16 protein-coding genes, 1 pseudogene and 1 riboswitch are annotated in these 17,328 nt (G+C 69.2%); of the genes and pseudogenes, 11 read left to right on the plus strand and 6 right to left on the minus strand.

Translation table 11 applies throughout. The features are described 5' to 3' along the window. Positions 1 to 6: 6 nt before the first annotated feature. A riboswitch (TPP riboswitch) is annotated at positions 7 to 120 on the plus strand. After that, the gene (locus tag ACWD0F_RS29060) at positions 111 to 1,445 is read left to right on the plus strand and encodes a purine-cytosine permease family protein (RefSeq protein WP_449880792.1); all 1,335 of its coding nucleotides are present in this window, start codon (positions 111 to 113) and stop codon (positions 1,443 to 1,445) included. Its footprint overlaps the riboswitch before it by 10 nt. Here ACWD0F_RS29060 and ACWD0F_RS29065 read toward each other — a convergent pair. Then, entirely contained in the window at positions 1,408 to 1,983 is a 576-nt protein-coding gene (locus ACWD0F_RS29065; RefSeq protein ID WP_449880794.1) for a methylated-DNA--[protein]-cysteine S-methyltransferase, read from the minus strand. The genes ACWD0F_RS29060 and ACWD0F_RS29065 overlap by 38 nt on opposite strands. A gap of 96 nt (positions 1,984 to 2,079) precedes the next feature. On the opposite strand from ACWD0F_RS29065, the gene ACWD0F_RS29070 reads away from it, so the two are divergent. Next, the gene (locus tag ACWD0F_RS29070) at positions 2,080 to 3,948 is read left to right on the plus strand and encodes an ATP-binding protein (protein WP_449880795.1); all 1,869 of its coding nucleotides are present in this window, start codon (positions 2,080 to 2,082) and stop codon (positions 3,946 to 3,948) included. 150 nt (positions 3,949 to 4,098) lie between these two features. After that, a complete protein-coding gene (locus ACWD0F_RS29075; RefSeq protein WP_449880797.1) occupies positions 4,099 to 4,521 on the plus strand; it encodes an ATP-binding protein in 423 nt (140 codons plus the stop codon). 9 nt (positions 4,522 to 4,530) lie between these two features. Here the strand turns inward: ACWD0F_RS29075 and ACWD0F_RS29080 are convergent, their stop codons facing one another. From ACWD0F_RS29080 to ACWD0F_RS29090, 3 genes are all read right to left on the minus strand, one after another. Next, positions 4,531 to 5,181: a YidC/Oxa1 family membrane protein insertase gene (locus ACWD0F_RS29080; RefSeq protein WP_449880799.1), complete on the minus strand. Its 651-nt coding sequence runs from the start codon at positions 5,179 to 5,181 to the stop codon at positions 4,531 to 4,533. Between the two features lie 77 nt (positions 5,182 to 5,258). Next, a complete protein-coding gene (locus tag ACWD0F_RS29085) occupies positions 5,259 to 5,456 on the minus strand; it encodes a DUF6412 domain-containing protein (protein ID WP_449880801.1) in 198 nt (65 codons plus the stop codon). After that, the gene (locus tag ACWD0F_RS29090) at positions 5,453 to 5,626 is read right to left on the minus strand and encodes a hypothetical protein (RefSeq protein ID WP_449880803.1); all 174 of its coding nucleotides are present in this window, start codon (positions 5,624 to 5,626) and stop codon (positions 5,453 to 5,455) included. The genes ACWD0F_RS29085 and ACWD0F_RS29090 overlap by 4 nt, the downstream gene beginning before the upstream one ends. 115 nt (positions 5,627 to 5,741) lie before the next feature. Between ACWD0F_RS29090 and ACWD0F_RS29095 the strand changes: the two genes are divergently transcribed. Together ACWD0F_RS29095 and ACWD0F_RS29100 are read left to right on the plus strand one after the other, a co-directional pair. After that, a complete protein-coding gene (locus ACWD0F_RS29095; RefSeq protein WP_449880805.1) occupies positions 5,742 to 6,437 on the plus strand; it encodes a response regulator transcription factor in 696 nt (231 codons plus the stop codon). An 8-nt stretch (positions 6,438 to 6,445) separates the two neighbouring features. Next, positions 6,446 to 7,666, plus strand: coding sequence for a sensor histidine kinase (locus tag ACWD0F_RS29100; protein WP_449880807.1), 1,221 nt, complete (start codon positions 6,446 to 6,448; stop codon positions 7,664 to 7,666). A 21-nt stretch (positions 7,667 to 7,687) separates the two neighbouring features. On the opposite strand, the gene ACWD0F_RS29105 is transcribed toward ACWD0F_RS29100, so the two are convergent. Next, positions 7,688 to 8,098 (minus strand): hypothetical protein, encoded by a 411-nt coding sequence (locus ACWD0F_RS29105; RefSeq protein WP_449880809.1) that lies wholly within the window; start codon positions 8,096 to 8,098, stop codon positions 7,688 to 7,690. Positions 8,099 to 8,285: 187 nt separating this feature from the next. Here ACWD0F_RS29105 and ACWD0F_RS29110 point away from each other — a divergent pair, with 187 nt between their 5' ends. The 3 genes and pseudogenes from ACWD0F_RS29110 to mptB form a co-directional block, all read left to right on the plus strand. Next, the gene (locus ACWD0F_RS29110; protein ID WP_449880811.1) at positions 8,286 to 8,633 is read left to right on the plus strand and encodes an STAS domain-containing protein; all 348 of its coding nucleotides are present in this window, start codon (positions 8,286 to 8,288) and stop codon (positions 8,631 to 8,633) included. Between the two features lie 235 nt (positions 8,634 to 8,868). Further along, a complete protein-coding gene (locus ACWD0F_RS29115; protein ID WP_449880813.1) occupies positions 8,869 to 9,600 on the plus strand; it encodes a glycosyltransferase family 2 protein in 732 nt (243 codons plus the stop codon). Positions 9,601 to 10,574: 974 nt separating this feature from the next. Continuing rightward, positions 10,575 to 11,567 (plus strand): annotated as a pseudogene (gene mptB, locus ACWD0F_RS29120) (polyprenol phosphomannose-dependent alpha 1,6 mannosyltransferase MptB); the annotation flags it as partial. A gap of 307 nt (positions 11,568 to 11,874) precedes the next feature. On the opposite strand, the gene ACWD0F_RS29125 reads toward mptB, so the two are convergent. Then, positions 11,875 to 14,394, minus strand: a complete 2,520-nt coding sequence (locus ACWD0F_RS29125; protein WP_449880815.1) for a hypothetical protein — start codon at positions 14,392 to 14,394, stop codon at positions 11,875 to 11,877. A gap of 220 nt (positions 14,395 to 14,614) precedes the next feature. On the opposite strand from ACWD0F_RS29125, the gene ACWD0F_RS29130 reads away from it, so the two are divergent. The 3 genes from ACWD0F_RS29130 (at position 14,615) to pheA (ending at position 17,294) form a co-directional block, all read left to right on the plus strand. Then, positions 14,615 to 15,817: a glycosyltransferase 87 family protein gene (locus tag ACWD0F_RS29130; protein ID WP_449880816.1), complete on the plus strand. Its 1,203-nt coding sequence runs from the start codon at positions 14,615 to 14,617 to the stop codon at positions 15,815 to 15,817. Between the two features lie 22 nt (positions 15,818 to 15,839). Beyond that, positions 15,840 to 16,259: a DUF4446 family protein gene (locus tag ACWD0F_RS29135; RefSeq protein ID WP_449880818.1), complete on the plus strand. Its 420-nt coding sequence runs from the start codon at positions 15,840 to 15,842 to the stop codon at positions 16,257 to 16,259. Positions 16,260 to 16,373: 114 nt separating this feature from the next. After that, complete coding sequence (gene pheA, locus ACWD0F_RS29140; protein WP_449880820.1) at positions 16,374 to 17,294, plus strand: prephenate dehydratase; 921 nt, start codon at positions 16,374 to 16,376, stop codon at positions 17,292 to 17,294. Positions 17,295 to 17,328 lie beyond the last annotated feature (34 nt).

Here is a 17,328-nt window from a genome sequence, read left to right on the forward strand (position 1 = left end):
AAAACTACAGATCGTCGCGGGAGCTCGGGGTGCCGGGCTGAGAGGGCAGCTAGAAATCCGCTGCCGACCGCCTGAACCTGTCCGGGTAATGCCGGCGTAGGGAGTGTGCGATGTCGCATGTCGCCGACGAAGTTCCCCTGACTCTCGCAGGAAAGCCGCCCAAAACCCTGGGCGTGCTCGACCAGGGCGCGCTCTGGGCGAACCTGGGCGTCAGCCTCCTGGGCTTCTCCGGGGCGTTGTTCCTGCTCGATCCGCTCGGCAACGCCCCGCTCAGCCTGGCCGCCGCGCTCGTGGCGGCCGTGGTCGGCAGCCTGGTCGGCACGGCCATGGTGGGTCTTTCGGCGATCCCCGGCACCCACACGGGACAGCCGGCGATGGTGCTGCTCCGGGGGCTGTTCGGGGCCAGGATCTCCTACGTTCCCACGGTGCTGAACATCGTGCAGATGCTCGGCTGGGGCGCGTTCGAGCTGTGGGTGATCGCCAAGGCGGCCACCGCGATCTTCGGCGCGGTGCCGTACCAGGTGTGGGTGATCGTGGCGGGCGTGCTCACGACCGCGCTGACGATCTGGCCGCTCGGCTCGGTACGCATCCTGCGGCGGTACGTCACCGCCGGCGTGGTCGTGTCGATGGTCTGGTTCGCCTGGTTCTTCCTGACCGAGGCCCCCGCGCACACCGGCGGGTCCTGGACGGCGTTCGCGCCGGCCGTGGACTACGTGATCGCGCTGTCGGTGTCGTGGGTGCCGATGGCGGCCGACTTCGCCCGGCACTCCAGGTCCAGCAGGGCCGCGTTCACCGGCGTGGTCGGCGGTTACACGCTGGCGCAGGTCGCCTGCCTGGGGCTGGGCGTCTACGCGGTGGCGATCGCCGGGGCCGACGCGGTGCTGGCCGACAGCACGGCGGTGTTCGCCCCCTTCGTGGCGGTGCCCGCCGGCGCGCTGTTCTTCGGCATCCTGGTGCTGCGCGAGACCGACCAGTCCTTCGCCAACGTCTACTCCACCACGGTCTCGCTGCAGAATTTGATGCCGCGCGTGGACCGGCGGGTCTTCTCCGTCGCCATCGGGGTGCTCACCGTCGCGATCGCCCTGATCGTGGACGTCACGTCGTACGGCGCGTTCCTCGGCGTGATCGGCGCGGTGTTCGTGCCGATGTTCGCGGTGCTGGCCGTCGACTACTTCGTGCTCGGCGGCTCCCACCGCTGGAACACCGAGGAGAACGCGCCCTCACGCTGGTCGATGCTGGTGCCGTGGGCGCTCGGCTTCGCCGCCTACTGGCTGACGACCTCGACGCTGACGATCGAGCCGTGGGACGGCTTCTGGGCCGCGGTCCGCGACGCGATCGGCTTCACCCGGCAACCGTGGATGAACGGCGCGCTCGGCGGGGCCTTGGTGGCCGCGCTGGTCACGCTGCTCATCGGGTCGCTGCGGCGGCGCGGCGCTCGACGTTGAGCAGATGCTGCTTGGCGGCCGGGCCGCCCGCGTAGTCGCCGAGCGCGCCGTCCTCGCGCACCGCGCGGTGGCAGGGCACGACCACGCAGACGGGGTTGGAGGCCAGCGCGTTGCCGATCGCGCGCAGCGCGCGCGGCCGGCCGATGCTCTCGCCGATCCGCTCCAGCGTCGTGGTGGTGCCGTAGGGGACCGCCATCGTCTTCTGCAGCACCGTGCGCGCGAACGCGGTGGCGAGCGCCAGGTCGACCGGCGTGGTGAAGGCGCGCAGCCGGCCGGAGAAGTAGGCGTCCAGCTCCCTGCGCACCGGGTCGAGGCGGCGGGCGTCCGGCCCGATGTAGGAGCCCACATGCCGGGTGACCAGCTCGAAGACGTCGTTTTCCGGCTCGAAGCTGCAGGCCGCGATGCCCTTGCCCGTCACGGCGAGCACCAACTGCCCCACCGCGCCGTCGTAGGTGCCGAACGCGATGTCCGGCGGGGTGTCGCCCCGGTAGGTGCTGGAGGTCACCCGCAGCAGGGCATCGAGATCGCCGCTCGACATACCTCTCACCCTCCCCAGCCGCCGAGAATCACCGTGACCGCAGCGTATCGGACGGATCGCCCGCCGCACTCACCGTGCCGCGTGCACTATGGAGTAGTGGGGGACGAATGGGCCGGTAGTGACGACGAGATCGCTCGTGCGGTGCTCGCCAGCTCACCCAACGCCGTCGTGGCGCTGGACAGGGACCAGGGCGTGCTCGTCTGGAACGACGCGGCCGAACGGCTGTTCGGCTGGACGGCTGCGGAGATGCTCGGCCGGCGGGCGGCGATCGTGCCGGACGAGCTGAGCGCCGAGCACAACGCCGTGCTGGAACGGGTGCGCACCGGGGGCCAGGTGTCGTTGCGCACCAAGCGTCTGCGCCGGGACGGAACCGCGCTCGACGTGCGGGTCGACATCTCCGCGCTGCGCCTGGGCAGCGCCGTGGCCGGCTACGTCTGCGTGCACTTCCTGGCCCAGGCCGACGACGTCGCGCGCAGCCGGATGGCCCGCCGTGACCGGCTGGTGCGCCGGCTCACCGACGTGGTCGGCGACATCAACTCCGAGCTGGAGCTGCCCGCCGTGCTCGACCGGATCTCGGCCAATCTGACCGAGCTCACCGGGGCCGACGCGGGTGGGTTCGTGCTCATCGAGGAGGATCGGCTGCGGCTGGTCAGCACGTACCAGTTGCCGGAAACGCTCCGCGGCACCACCACCGATCTCCGCACCAGCCTCGTGGACAAACTTTTACGGACCGGCAAAACCGTCCTGCTGCAGTCGGACGGGCTGGACGACCTGGTTTGGGCCCGGTTGAGCGGACTGCACACCATCGCGCTGGGCCTGGCCGCCGTCGGCGGGCGGCCGTACGGCGCTCTGTACGCGCTGTTCGCCCGGCGCACGCCGGGACACCTGGAGCTGGAGCTGCTGGAGCTGCTGGCCGGCCATGCGGGCATCGCCGTGGGCAACGCGGTGGCCTACCAGGAGGCCGTGCGGCAGCGGGCGCACGAGCGGGCGGTGTTCGACGCCAGCGCCGACGGGATCGCCGTGCTCGACGGCGCCGGTCGCGTGGTGCGCTGGAACCCGGCCGCCGCCGAGCTGACCGCCTTTCCCGCCGAGGCCGTCATCGGCGGGCCGCCGCCGTTCCCGCTGCCCGAGCCGGGCGAGAAGGTGACGTTCCAGATGGAGACCGGCCGGTGGCTGGACGTGGTGAGCGCGCGGATCGAGGAGACCGGCGAGGTCGTCATCGACTTCCGTGACGTCACCACGGCCAAGGAGCTGGAGGAGGCCAAGGACCTGTTCCTGGCGACGACCAGCCACGAGCTGCGGACGCCGATCACGATCGTGCGGGGGTTCGCCAGCACGCTGGACGCGCGCTGGGACAAACTGACCGACCTCGAACGCCGCTCGGCCGTGCACACGATCGCCGAGCGGTCCAGATCGCTGGGCCGGCTCATGGACCACCTGCTCCTCGGCTCCCGGGCGGGCGCGGATGAGCTGAAGGTGCGGATCGAGGTGTTCGATCTGGCCGAGCGGATCCACGCGGCCACGCTCGGACTGCCCGTGTTGTCGGACAAGCACCGCGTTGAGGTGATCATCCCCGACGGCCTGCCGCGGGTGCTGGGGGACGCGCTGGCTACGGACATCGTTCTGGGGCAGTTGCTGGAGAACGCGTTCAAATATTCACCTGCGGGTGGATTGATCAGCGTTGAGGCCTGGCCGGAGGACGACGACGTGGTCGTGGTCGTGGATGACGAGGGAGTCGGTATCGCCCCGCCTGACCGGGAGCGGATCTTTGAGCGGTTCGTCCAGGTGGACAGCGGGGACCGGAGACGGTTTGGTGGAGTGGGGCTCGGGCTTTACATCGTCCGCAGCCTCGCCAGGGCGCAGGGGGGAGATGTGAGTGCTCATCCGAGACCTGGGGGCGGCACGAGAATGCGTCTCGTTCTCGGCTGTGCTTCCCCTATCGGATCCGACACACCGATGCGGTAACGAGGTGGTCACGGTTGAGCTGATCTATCGTCCAATGTGTACAAGCTGTGATCGAGATGCGGTTTCTGGGATTGAGTAACGGGGCATTTCGGTCGTACCGGGGAGTGTTCCCGCGGGGGCACAGGTAACGGGGAGGTGGGTGTGTCAAGCGTGGTGCTGCTGCCGTACGCGCCGTCCAGCGTCGCCGTTGCCCGCCAGCGTCTGAGCACTGACCTGCAGGAAAATGGGGTCTTTACCGCTGCGATCGACGATGCCGTGCTCGTGGTGAGCGAGTTGCTGAGCAACGCGCTCCGGCACGCGCATCCGCTGCCGTCGGGCATGGTTCGGGTCGCCTGGTTGCGCAGCGACGATCACATCGAAGTGGCGGTGAGCGACGGGGGTGCGGCGACGGAGCCGCGGGCGGGACGCCCGACCCTGTCCTCGCTCGGGGGCCGTGGGCTGGGCATCGTGGAATACGTGGCTGAGAGCTGGGGGGTTCGGCACGACGGTGACACGACGACGGTGTGGGCGATCCTGCCCGCTCCGAAAGGGTCGATGAACGGGCAGGTCGCAGCCTTGCGCGAGGCCGGCTAGGCCGGCCTGTCAGGCGGTGCCGAGCGGCCGGGCCGAGAGCACGGCGCGCTCGCTGACAGCCCACGCCGTGGAGGCGAGCAGGTAGACGCCGGCCGCCAGGGGGAGCACCAGCACGGCCAGCACGGAGCCGTACGGCATCAGCGGCATGAGCTTCCGCATCAGCTCCGGCTGCTCCTCCGTGACCTTGATCTGCCTGGCGGAGAGCCAGGCCACCGCTGCGACCAGCAGAATGACCGCAACAAAGACCAAAACCGGTGCACTGGCCAGACCGAAATTAGCCACCACGCCTGCCACCTGCTGTCCCAGCGGAGCCCCGAACAGGTCATGACCGGCGAGCGCGGTCGGATGCGTGGCCACCCGGTACATCAGCCACATGAACGGCAACTGCGCCAGCATCGGCAGGAACCCCGCGAACGGCGAGCTGCCTTCCTTGGCGTAGAGCGCTGACGTCTCCTTGACCAGCCGCTCGGGATTGCGCTCGTAGCGCTTACGCAGCTCGCGAAGCTTGGGCGCCAGCCGCTCGCGGAGCTTCATGGTCCTGGCCTGGCGGACGTTGAGCGGCAGCAGCAGGAGGCGTACGGCGAGGGTGAACAGCACGATCCCGAGTGCGGCGTGGCCGCCGGACATGCTGATGACGAACGTGACAAGAGAATCGATCATGAGCCCTGATTTCTCACGCGACGAGGAAAGGGCTCACTCGTGCCGAGGAGCCCCGCTTGACCGGAAGCGGGGCAGGCTCACGGAGCTCGTGGACGCGGCCGTCCGGCGGCGTCGGGGTCGCGCTGGCGCTGGAAGGCCGTTCGGCGCGCGTAAATCAGCGGAAAGCCGGCCGGCTCACCGCCGAGGATGGGCAGCAGCGTGGCCGCCCACGTGGCCAGCAGCAGGATCGCCACCATGGTGATCCCGACCAGCCACGGGTCGAACAGCAAGGTCATTGCGAACGCGAGGACTTGCCGACCACGGCGACCGCGATGAAGACGAGCAGAGCGACCGCTCCGATGATCAGAGCGATCTGGACCAGGCCCACCAGCATCGGCAGGACGAAATTGAACAGCACGAAGAGACCCAGCAAGGTCCCCAGCACAAGCATCACGACTCTACCCATGGGGCTACCGTACGTCGTCCGGGCATGATCCGCGAGGCTTACGAACCAATGACGTCCTTGTCCCATCAGGGTCCTGCGGCGTCCTGTGGCGGCCCTGCGGCCGTACCGTGATGGAGTGAACACGCGCATCCTGGTGGTCGATGATGATCCGACCGTTTCCGAGGTCGTGGCGCGCTACTTGGAGCGGGACGGGCACGAGGTCGAGTGCGTGGGCGACGGCGTCGAGGCGCTGCGCCGGGCCCTCGCCCATCCGCCCGACCTCATGGTGCTCGACCTGATGCTGCCCAAGATCGACGGGCTACAGGTGTGCAGGAAGCTCAGGGAGCGCTGGCCGGTCCCGGTGATCATGCTCACCGCGCTCGGCGAGGAGATCGACCGGGTGGTCGGGCTGGAGACCGGGGCCGACGACTACGTGACCAAACCGTTCAGCCCGCGCGAGCTGGCGCTGCGGGTGCAGTCGGTGTTGCGGCGGGCCCGTGGGGCCTCCGTGACGGGCGGCACCGGGGTGCTGCGTGACGGGGACCTGGTGGTGGACGTGGGGGCGCACGAGGTGCGCCTGCGCGGGCAGGAGGTGCTGCTGACGGCTCGGGAGTTCGACCTGCTCGCTCACCTGATGCGTAACCCGCGGCAGGCCTTCAGCCGGGCCGCGCTGCTGAGTCAGGTGTGGGGGTGGTCGTTCGGGGACTCCTCGACCGTCACCGTGCACGTCCGGCGGCTGCGGGAGAAGATCGAACCGGATCCGACCGAGCCGCGGAGGATCGTCACGGTGTGGGGGGTCGGATACCGGTATGAGCCCTTCGCGGGCTCCTGATGGCCGCCATGCTGCCGGCGTTGTATGGGGTGGCCGGGGTCGGCGGGCTGCCGGTGTCGTCCGCGATGGCCGGGATCGGCGGCCGGCCGGTGTCGTACGCGGTCGAGGAGCCGTCTGCGTCGTCTGTGGTCGCCGTGGTCGACCTGCCGATGGTGGTGGCCGTCACGGCCGGGCTCGGGCTGATCGTGGCGCTCGCGGGCATCGGGGTGATGTGGCGCCTGCGTACGCGGTCCATCGGGGTCATGCTGGCCGTGGTCGTGGTGGTGGCCGTGACGGCGACCCTGGCGGGGGTCGTGGCGATCACCATGAAGATGATCATCGCGGGTCCGGTCAAGGACACCGTGCTCAGCGTGGTGGCCGTGGGCGGGCTGGTGGGGCTCGGGGTGGCGTTCGTAGTGGCCAGACGGGTGGTGGGGGAGAGCAGGCGGCTGGTGGCCGCCGTGCGCGAGATGCCGTTCGCCGCGCCTCAGGGGTTGCCGGCCGAGCTGCAGACGATCGCCGGCACCCTGGAGGAGGCCTACGCCCGCGAGCAGGCCCTTGAGGGGGCGCGGCGGGAGCTCGTCGCCTGGGTGAGCCACGACCTGCGCACTCCGCTGGCCGGGATGCGGGCGATGGCCGAGGCGCTGGAGGACGGGGTGGTCTCGGACCCCGAGACCGTCGCTCGCTACCACGCGCAGATCAAGCTGGAGGTGGAGCGGCTGTCGTCCATGGTGGACGACCTGTTCGAGCTGTCGCGCATCCACGCCGGGGCCCTGCGGTTGACCCGGGCCAGGATCGGGCTGGCCGACCTCGTCGCGGACACCCTGGCCGGCGCCGAGCCACTGGCCAGGGCCAAGGGCGTACGGCTCACGGCCGAGGCGGCGGCAGCCGTGCCGGTGGAGGCCGACGCGGGGGCGCTGGGGCGGGCTCTGGGCAACCTGGTGGTCAACGCCATCCGGCACACGCCGTCCGACCGGACCGTGCTGCTGCGGGCCGGGGTGGATGACTCGGGGATGGCCTGTATGTCGGTCGCCGACTGTTGCGGGGGGATTCCCGAGGAGGATCTGACTCGGGTGTTCGAGGTGGCTTTCCGGGGGGAGGCTGCTCGTACTCCTGGTGCTGACGGTGGGGCCGGACTGGGGCTGGCCATCGCGCAAGGGATCGTGGAGGCGCACGACGGGGTGATCGAGGTGGTCAACGACGGGCCCGGGTGCCGGTTCGAGATCCGGCTCCCCCTGGTCAGTGGCTGACGATCGCCCCCCTGTCCGGGCTCAGGCGCTCTCCGGGAGTGTGGTCTCCGGCTTGTCCTTGGTGCTCCCGAACGATTCCGATATCGCCCGAAATGTCGGGCAGGGCCAGCGCCACATGCAGCTCCGGCACCGCAAGATCGGATGGGCGGTGTCGCTGGTGATGCCGCCCGCGTCGCGCGGCTGATGGAGATCGAGCAACCTGAGCCCGAGCTCCGCGAATCTGAGCAAGTCCGTCCGAGCACCGGCGAGGAAGTCCAGGTCGTCGACCGCGAGGCGGGTGCGGATGGGGACATAACCTTCGTGGTTCACCAGGCCGCGGAGGTGCCCGGCTTCGTCATGCCATGAAGTGGCCTTATCTGTGCGGATGAGGATGGTCTCCAGATGTTCCCGGAGTCCTTGGCGCTGCGGATCTTCAGGTTGCTCGGCTTTCATCGATGCGGGGCCCGCCAGTCGTGCCCCAGCCCCTCCTTCTCCATGAACCGACGCCGGTCGCAGTGTCACGCTGTCAAGCTTCGCGTACTCTCCGTTTTCATGGAGCCCAAACGGAGGACAAAAACCTGTGGTTGCCCTATCGGCGTGACAACGTGACCGGAAGCCTCCGCGCCGCTAGCCTGCCCATGTGGAGCTCAAGGTCTCGACTCGATCACATGCCGGATGCGCACTCGTTGCCATCACCGGAGAAATCGACCTGTACACGGCGCCTCACCTGCAGTCCGAGTTCACTCGGCTGCTGCAGGAGGGGCCAAGCCGGGTGGTCATCGACATGTCCGCCGTGGATTTCTGCGACTCCACGGGGATGAACGTACTGCTGTCGGCACTCAAACGAATGAAGGAGCAGGGAGGGGCGCTCGACGTCGCCGCGCCACGTCCTGCCGTACGCAAGATTCTGCAGGTGACCGGGCTTGACTCGGTGTTCACCGTGCATGATGAGGTGCCGCAGGAGTTCCTCATAACCGAGGGATCATGACGGGATTCGCACGCGCGCGCCGGGGGGCCACTCGGGCTCTCCGGGCCCATCGCACTCCGCATGCTGGACACGGGCGGCCCTCGTGTTCGGGAGAGGTGTGGTGGCGTCGAGGCGCGGACGGAAGTGGCGGCAGCGGTTCCGTGCCGCACGCTCGGAACGGTGTCTCGTGCACGGCTAGAGCCGTGTCCTTCTCGCGCACGGCGATGGCCGCAACCTTCGCGGAGGTGACGGCCCGATGAGCGGTGACACCGCGGTCATCATCCCGGCCGCCAACGAAGCCGACAGGATCGCGGACACCGTCACGGCAGCCGCGGCTCTGCCGGGCGTGGACCTGGTCGTGGTCGTGGACGACGGCTCCATGGACCAGACGGGCAGGGTGGCACGCGCGGCCGGTGCCCGAGTGGTGCGGCACAGCCGTAACAGGGGCAAGGCCGCCGCGATGGAGACCGGCGCGGAGGCAGTCCGCATTCTGGACGAAGAGGACGCCGCTCCTCGCCACCTCCTCTTCCTCGACGCCGACCTGGGCGAGACGGCCCAAGCCGCAGCGCCCCTCATCGAGCCCGTACGCGCGGCCGAAGCCGACATGACCATCGCCGTGTTCACGACCAGGGTCAAACTCGGCGGCCACGGCTTAGTCGTACGCCTGTCGAAAGAGGGAATCCGCCGGGCCACCGGCTTCGACCCGGCCCAGCCGCTCAACGGCCAACGCTGCCTCACCAGAGCCGCCTTCGAGGCGGCGCAGCCGCTGGCGCATGGGTTCGGCGTGGAGACGGCGCTGACGATCGACCTGTTGCGCAAGGGGTACCGGATCGCCGAGGTCGAGGTGGAGATGGCGCACCGGGCCACCGGAACGGACTGGCGGGCGCAGCTTCACCGCGCGAGACAACTGCGGGACGTGGCACGCGCACTGGCCACCCGGGAGCCCTTCATCGTCCAGAACCTCAACAAACTGCGCCCCACCCGTTGACCGTCACGCCCATGCCTCCATGCCGCCATGCGCCGTGCCGACGGTGTGGGTTCGCCCACCATGAACGAGGTCGCCCGCATCCCCACGTCTGGGGCGGCCTTCGTACCCCGAAAGATCCGTCCCACCTCCGGCCGGCAACAGGTGTGACCGCCCGTCAACGCGGATACGGACGCCCAGGTCCATGCCCCGCTTCCCCGCCGGGCCGCCCAGCGGCCGGCCCGGTCTTGTGCCGGGCTTGCTGTGGACGGCTGGTTCAGGCTGATCCGCACTGGTTCGCTGATAAGCGCAAATCCATGTGATCGCACTGATTCACGTGAATCAGTGCTGGTTCGCCACAAGAGACCCGGCCTTCGCCTGAGCGGGGGCCGAAAGCGAGCATGCAGCGCAAGAGACACGGCTCCCGCCGGAGCGGGGGAGCCGACAACGAGCACGTAGCGCGAAAGAACCGGCCTCCGCAGCGGCGGGGAGGCCGAGAGTGATCACGTAGCGCGAAAGAACCGGCCGTTGCAGCGGCGGGGGAGCCGAAAGCCGAGCACATAGCGCGATAGCTCCCACCCTCAGTGAGCAAGCCCCATCATGTGATCTCGAGAAGCGAGATCGCCTGTGCAGGCCACCCGCACCGCAGGAAGACGTTATCCACAGGAAGCGTGTCTCGCGTCCCTTCATCCACAGGAAGCCACCATCCAGCCGAAACTCCTTCGCGAGTGTGCTGGAATTTCCCGGTGACTTCGCAGACGCGGCAGCAAAAGGCACGAGGCTGGCTCCCCAGGCTGGCCACGACGGCGATCGGCGCCTCGATCCTGCTGACGATCATCATCGGCCTGCTGGGCCCTTCACCGATGATCCCCGCCTTGAGCGGCCCCGCCTGGCACCCGCCTTACTCGTTCGACGCCCACCCCGACGAGCATCTGGTGATCGCCCTCGCCGCGGCCTCGCTCCTCCTCGGCGCCCTCGGCCTCCTCATCGCGCTGACCATGCTCCGCGCCCCAGCCACGACAGCCACGACGGACCCGGCGGCGCAGACCACAGGCGATGCCGGCGCCACTCCACCCGGCAGCGGGTCCGGCACGGGCCGAGGCCCAAGACTCCTGGCCCGGACCCCTGGAGGGGTCGCCTTCACCCTGCCCAGCGCCCGGCTCCTGGTGCTCGTCGGTTGCGCGGCCGCCGCGATTCTCGCGTTCCTGCCACCCTCAGGTTCTGGTGACCACCTCAACTACGCGGCTTACGGCCGCATGGTGACCCTGGGCCTCAGCCCGTATACCCATGGCGCGATCGACCTGCCCGGCGACCCGATCGCCGACGCCGTCGAGAAGCCGTGGCGTGAGGAGCCGAGCGTCTACGGCCCGGTGGCCACGGCCCTGCAAGCAACGGCGAGCTGGATCGGCGGAGACTCCCTCCGGCTGACCATCTTCATGCTGGCCCTCTTCAACGCCGCCGCCTTCATCGCGACAGGCCTCCTGATCGATCGGTTCACCAGGGATGACCCGGCCAGGCGCCTTCGAGCGGCGCTGCTCTGGACGGCCAACCCGCTCCTGCTCTACCACCTCGTGGCAGGTCTGCACGTGGACACCCTCGCCATTGCCTGCATGGTCGCAGCACTCCTGGCCAGAGGCCGTCCCATGGGCTCCGGCTTCCTGCTCGGCCTCGGCGTGGCGATCAAGATCAACGCCGGCCTCGTGGCCCTGGGGCCGGCCTGGGAGCTACGTCGCCGCCCAGCCCGCCTGGCCCTCGTGGCGGTGACCGCCCTGGCGGTCGTGATCATCGGGTACGCGATCGCAGGGCCAGAGGCGATCACTCCGGTGACGCGCACCAGCAAGTCGATCTCGCACGCCTCGTTCTGGAAGCTCGTCCAGGGCTGGTTCCAGTCCGTGGTCGGCACCGGCAGCGCCTACCGGGCGGAAATCCAGATCGGCTCAGTGCTGATCCTCGTGCTGGTGGCCTGGTCTCTGCTCCGCCTGGCCGCGAGCCGTACCGGAGCTCTGCAGGCGCGGAACGACACGATCGGATCGCAGGGATCGCAGGGATCGCAGGGATCGGCGACGGCGGGCGGCTTGGAGGCGCCGGTCGTGGCCACCGCGCTGGTGGTGGCATATCTGTTCGCCACCCCTTACATCCTGCCCTGGTACGACGGGCTCGCGCTCGGGCTGCTGGCGCTGGTGACCGCCTCCGCCGTGGATCAGTTCGTGGTCGCGCACCTGCTGGTCCTGTCGCTCGCCTATCTGCCCGCGCGGGTGGATCGCCAGCCTGCGGACCTCGAATGGCTCAGGACCGTGGTCAGGCCTCAGCTCGCGTGGGTCCTGCTGGCTCTGACGGCGGCTCTGGTTCTGTGGGCGTGGCGAGCTGCAGGGCGCGGACACAGGCAGCCAGCGTCAGCGGCACCGCCACCGTTAGCGCCATAGCGGGGATGGCGATGCCCGAGTCGTTCATGAGGAAGCCGACGAAGGCACACGTGAGGGCGCCGAACAAGCCCGCCCTGAGCGTCGGAGCCAGGTGGTAGGCCTGGCCGAGCGCGGAGGCGCCCCAGCGCGAGGGGCGGGCGAGCACCAGGAACAGAAAGGACAGCGCGACCAGGGAAAGGAGGGTCAGTGACCAGTTGCCGACGGTTACGCCGATCATGGCACCGAACTTGCGGGCGACCACGGTCCACGCCTGCCCGTCGATGATCTGCTGTACGAAGTTGCCCAGGTGGGTCCGCTGATCGTCGGGACGCAGCCAGTCGAACACCGAAAGGGCGCCCACCAGCACGGCCCCTAGCAAAGCAACGAACAAGAGCCTCAGGATCGACACGCGCCTGCCCGAAAGCAGGATGAGAAAGACGGCTAGACCCACCACGAAAGCCGGCACACCGCCGAAGTCGGCGCCCCACGAAGGCCACCCATCCGCGAAGACCGCGAACCCCCCGTACAACGCGCACACCGTGACGACCACGACCCTGGACAAACCCCTGCCGAGCAGCCACTGAGCCACCCCGGCCAGCCCGAGAACGGTGCCGGTGGAGTAGACGGCGAAGGCGATGTTGCTGAACCCGTAGAAGCGCCCCCCGGTCACGGGCTCATACCCGGTCACGGCGTTCACCTGCAGCTTGGAGCCCGTCATGACGTCGATGAGCAGCGCGAGGGAGGTGATGGAGGCGACCACCGTCAAGGGGCCCAGCACATGAGCACGCCACGGACCGGCGAATGCCACGGCGGTGATCAGGCCGGCGATGCCGAGGATCGTCACGATCACCGACAACATCGGCACCGGCAGGGTCCACCACGGCACCAGCTGCGCCAGGAACGTGGAGACGGGAATGGCCCCGCTGGCCACCGCCACGATCTGCACGGCCTTCAGCAGCTTTGAGGCGCTCGCCAGATCGATGGCCATGGAGCCCTGACCAGACGTGTGCCGCCGATCGGCGGCAGCGACGGCACCAGTTACGTCGGGGCGGATTTGGGCCGTGTGGCTCATTGTGTCGGGGTGGCTTTCGGCTGCAGCACCACTTACGTCGGGATGGTTTTGGGGCGCGTGGCTGGTCGGGTCGGGGTGGCTTTGGGGTGCGGTACCGGTTGTGTCGGGATGGTTTTGGGGCGCGTGGCTGGTCGGGTCGGGGTGGCTTTGGGCTGCGGCGTCGGTTGTATCGGGACGGTCTTGGGCTGAGGTGTCGGCCTGGGTCGCGCTGGGGTGGGTCTCGGGGGAGGGGGTCGGGTCGAGGGCGTGGGTGCGGCGGCGGGAACGGTGGCGGAGGGCGAGGGCGGCCCAGGCGTAGAAGAGGAGCTGGACGGTGACGAGGACGGTGAAGAACGGACCGCGTACCTCCCGGAGGATCTGGCTGGCGAGGTCTCCGTCCGCGAGTTCCGTCACCGTGTCGGCCGGGGTGGCCGGGGCGGGGCCGTCAGGCTGCCAAGGGCGGCCGACGACCTCGCGTGGGGCGCGCAGGCCGAGGAGCTGGATGGTGGTGGCCGTGAGGTCGGTGATGGCGACCAGGGCGTCCTGGCGGGTGGAGGTGGCGGTGAGGAAGCCACGCTGGTACGGCTGGCCGTTCGGCGACGGGCCGCTGGCTATGGCTACGTGGAGGTGGGCGTTCGGCGTGACGTCGGAAACGCCTGCCAGCAGGATGGTCGTGCCGGCCGGCAACTTGCCGACCAGGGCGCCGATCCGCTGGTCGGCCTGCGTGACGGCTGCCTGGCGGGTCGCGGTGGGCAGAGGGGCCGGGACACCCTGCTCGTCGGGGGGCCGGTGCATCCAGGCGTTCGCGAGGTCCGCCACCTCGAAGACGATCAGGTTGTACGGGGAGAGGTCGTCGAGGCCGTCGAGCGTGGGGGCATAGGTGGCGATATTTCCGGACTTATCGGCTCCGGCGAGTGCGGCTCCAGGGCCGATGGCCGCGACCTTGCCACCCGCGTCCGTCACCAGTTGGCCCAAGGTGCCGAGCCGGGCGTCGTAGCCGGTTTCGGACTGGTAGGAGGTCAGGGCCGGCCAGGTGGGGATCGTCGCCCCCTGGCCGCCTGTGGGTCGGGGAGCGGGGGGTGGGGTGCAGCCCTTGCCGCCCGTACCGGCTCGTTGGCCTGCTGAGAGGGTCAGCCAGCCGGCTGCGGGGCAGGTGGTGCCGCGATTCGGGGGTGGTACGGCTCGTGTCGAGAGCGAGGCTGAGGCGCCTTGGCTGACCAGTCGCCAGAGATGGGGAGTTCGAGATTGCTCCAGATCGCTCCACTCCAGGCCGGGCACGCCGATGAGGGCTACCCGCCCCTGCGCCGCTTCCGTCTGCGTGGCCCTGGCTGCCGCCGGAGCCAGGACGGTGGTGATGAAGGCCACACAGCTCAGGAGAAGGACGGTAAGGGTGCGCATGGCCGTTCGGCTGCTCGGGGAGCGAGGGGGCTTTTCGTGGGCGTGGTGCCGCTCGTTCCGGAGGCTCTCGCCGTGCTCAGGGCGCTCCCCGTACCGGCCAGGAGGCGGGTACGGTGTGGCGTTCGGCATGTACGGACTCCCGGTGTGTGCCCCTCGATCAACAACAGCCACGGTAACCTGCCACATCGTGACAAGTGGCGAGGTCCAGGTGATACGGCGGCAGTGGTGGGCGTGGGGGGTCGCGGCCCTCGTCGTCGTGGCGGCCGTGGCGCCGTTGGTTCACCTGTGGCTCACCAATGCGGACGATCAACGGCTGGTCGACCTGGACGTTTACCGTACCGGCGGGCAGATGCTCCTCGATGGGCGGCCGGTGTACGACTACTTCACGCCGGCGCCGCAGTTGCTGCCGTTCACGTATCCGCCCATCGCGGCCATGCTGGCCGTGGTCCTGGCCAAGATGTCCTGGGAGACGGCCCAGTGGGCGTGGACGGCCGGGATCTTCGTCACGTTGGCCGTGACCGTGGCGTTGTCGTTCCGGCCGGTGCTCTGGACGACCTTGCGGAAGTACGCGCCGTGGGTCTTCGCGGTGCTCATGGTGGCCTGTACGTACCTGATGCCGATCCGGGACCAGGTGCGTTTCGGGCAGGTGGACATCCTGCTGGTCGCGCTCTGCCTGGCCGACTGCGTGGTGAAGCGGCCGTGGTGGCCTCGGGGGTTCCTGATCGGGCTGGCCACGGCGGTCAAGCTGACGCCCGGGGTGTTCCTGATCTATCTGCTGGTCACCAGGCAGTGGCGGACGTTCTTCATGGCGGCGTTCGCGGCGGCGGTGCTCACGTTGTTGCCGTTCGCGGTGATCCCGCAGGACGCGGCCGATTTCTGGTTCAGCGCGCTGCTCGATCCCGAACGGCTCGGCGCGAACGCCGCCACCACCAACCAGTCGGTCCGCGGCATGCTGATCCGCCTGTACATGCCCGATCTGCTGACCTCCGCGATCTGGATCGTGATCGTGGCCGTGGTGGGCTGGTACGGGTTCCGGGGTGCGCGCGACGCGTACAAGGCGGACGATCCGGTCACCGCGGTCGCACTCGTCGGCCTGATGGCGGTGCTGCTCTCGCCTGTCGCCTGGATCCACCACCTGGCCTGGGTCGTCGTGGTGCTCGGGGCGATCGTGGGCGATGGGCGCGATCGGGTCAGGGTGTGGGTGGCGGCGGGGGTGTGGCTGTACTACGTGGTGCCGATCCCCTGGTGGGGGGTCTCGCTGAAGGCCGCGAACATACCCGGGGTCAGCGTCGTGCTCGGAAAGATCGTGCAGAACGGGTTCGGGCTGGGAGCGCTGGCTTTGTTGTGGTTGTTGGTGTCCTGGTTGCCGAAACGGCGGAAGCTCGCCTGATCGAACCATTACCCTCTGTGCCGTGCTCGTTACGACATGGGTCATCGTGGGCGTCGTCGCCGGGGTCAGTGGCGTATTCATCGGATATCTGGCACTCCGGCAGGCCAGAGCCACGGTGGAGGACGCTCAGCGGATGCTCGCCAGACAGACGAGCGAGGGCATGGGCGACCTCAAGGCCATCAGGGACGTGGCCGTCTGCCGGTACGACGCCCTCTCGGAGATGACCGGGCGGTTGTCGTTCTCCGTGGCGATGATCAACGGGTTGGGGGACGGCATCGTGCTGACTTCGATCAACGGGCGGAGCGAGACGCGGACATACGTGCGGCCCGTGGTGGGTGGGAAGGGGCAGCAGCCGTTGTCTCCTGAGGAGGAAGAGGCGGTACGCGCGGCCAGGCTGGGCATCGGGCCTCTCATCGCATCCAAGGCGTCTGGACTGCTGTGACCGAATTGGCATGTCCAGCGTCAAGCGTGTGGCGAGGGGCAGGATGGTGCTGCTCGGCGCATGCGCTTGGCCGAAAGACCGCGTGCTACGTCCACCTGCGGATACCCTGGAAGCATGCCCAGACTCGCCTATCTCGGACCGGAAGGGACCTTCACCGAAGAGGCCCTGCGGCTCCTTGACCCGACTGCGGAGCGCCTGCCCTGCGCCACTGTGAGCGCCGCGCTCAACGCCGCTCGCGCGGGTGACGCCGACGGTGCCGTGGTGCCGCTGGAAAACTCGATCGAGGGCGCGATCACCACGACGCTCGACGAGTTCGCCTGGGGCGATCCGTTGCTGATCACCGCCGAGCTGCTGCTGCCCGTGCAGTTCTCGTTGCTGGCCAGGCCCGACACCGAGATCCCCCACATCAAGCGGGTCTACACGCATCCGGCCGCCATCACCCAGTGCCGCGCCTTCATCTCCCGAGAGCTGCCCGACGCGGTCGTGGTGTCCGCGCCCTCGACGGCGGCGGCTGCTCAGGAGGTGTCGCTGCCGGGCTCCCCGTACGACGCCGCCATCGCCGCCCGCATCGCCGGCGAGCACTACGGGCTGGTGGAGCTGGCCGGCGACATCGGCGACAGGTCCGACACCGTGACCAGGTTCATCAGGGTGAGCCGTCCCGGGCCGCTGCCGGAGCCGACCGGGTCCGATCGCACCACGCTCGTCGTGTTCCTCGCTGACGACCATCCAGGCGCGCTGCTGGAGATGCTGACCGAGTTCTCCGTGCGCGGGGTCAACCTGACGCGCATCGAGTCGCGGCCGACCGGTGACGGCATCGGGCGCTACTTCTTCCACTTCGACTTCGAGGGGCACGTAGCCGACGCCCGTGTCGGGGAGGCCATCTCCGGGCTGCATCGCATCTGCGGCGAAGTGCGCTTCCTGGGGAGCTATCCGCGGGCCGACGGTGTCGCGCCGCTGATCAAGCGGGGCACAGCCGACGCCGAGTTCGCCGAGGCGGGCGACTGGCTCGCGAGGGTGCGGGCCGGCCTGGCCTGAAGGCGGTCGGCGGTGCCCGGTAATCCGGGGGCGG

Source organism: Nonomuraea sp. NPDC002799 (assembly GCF_053592075.1).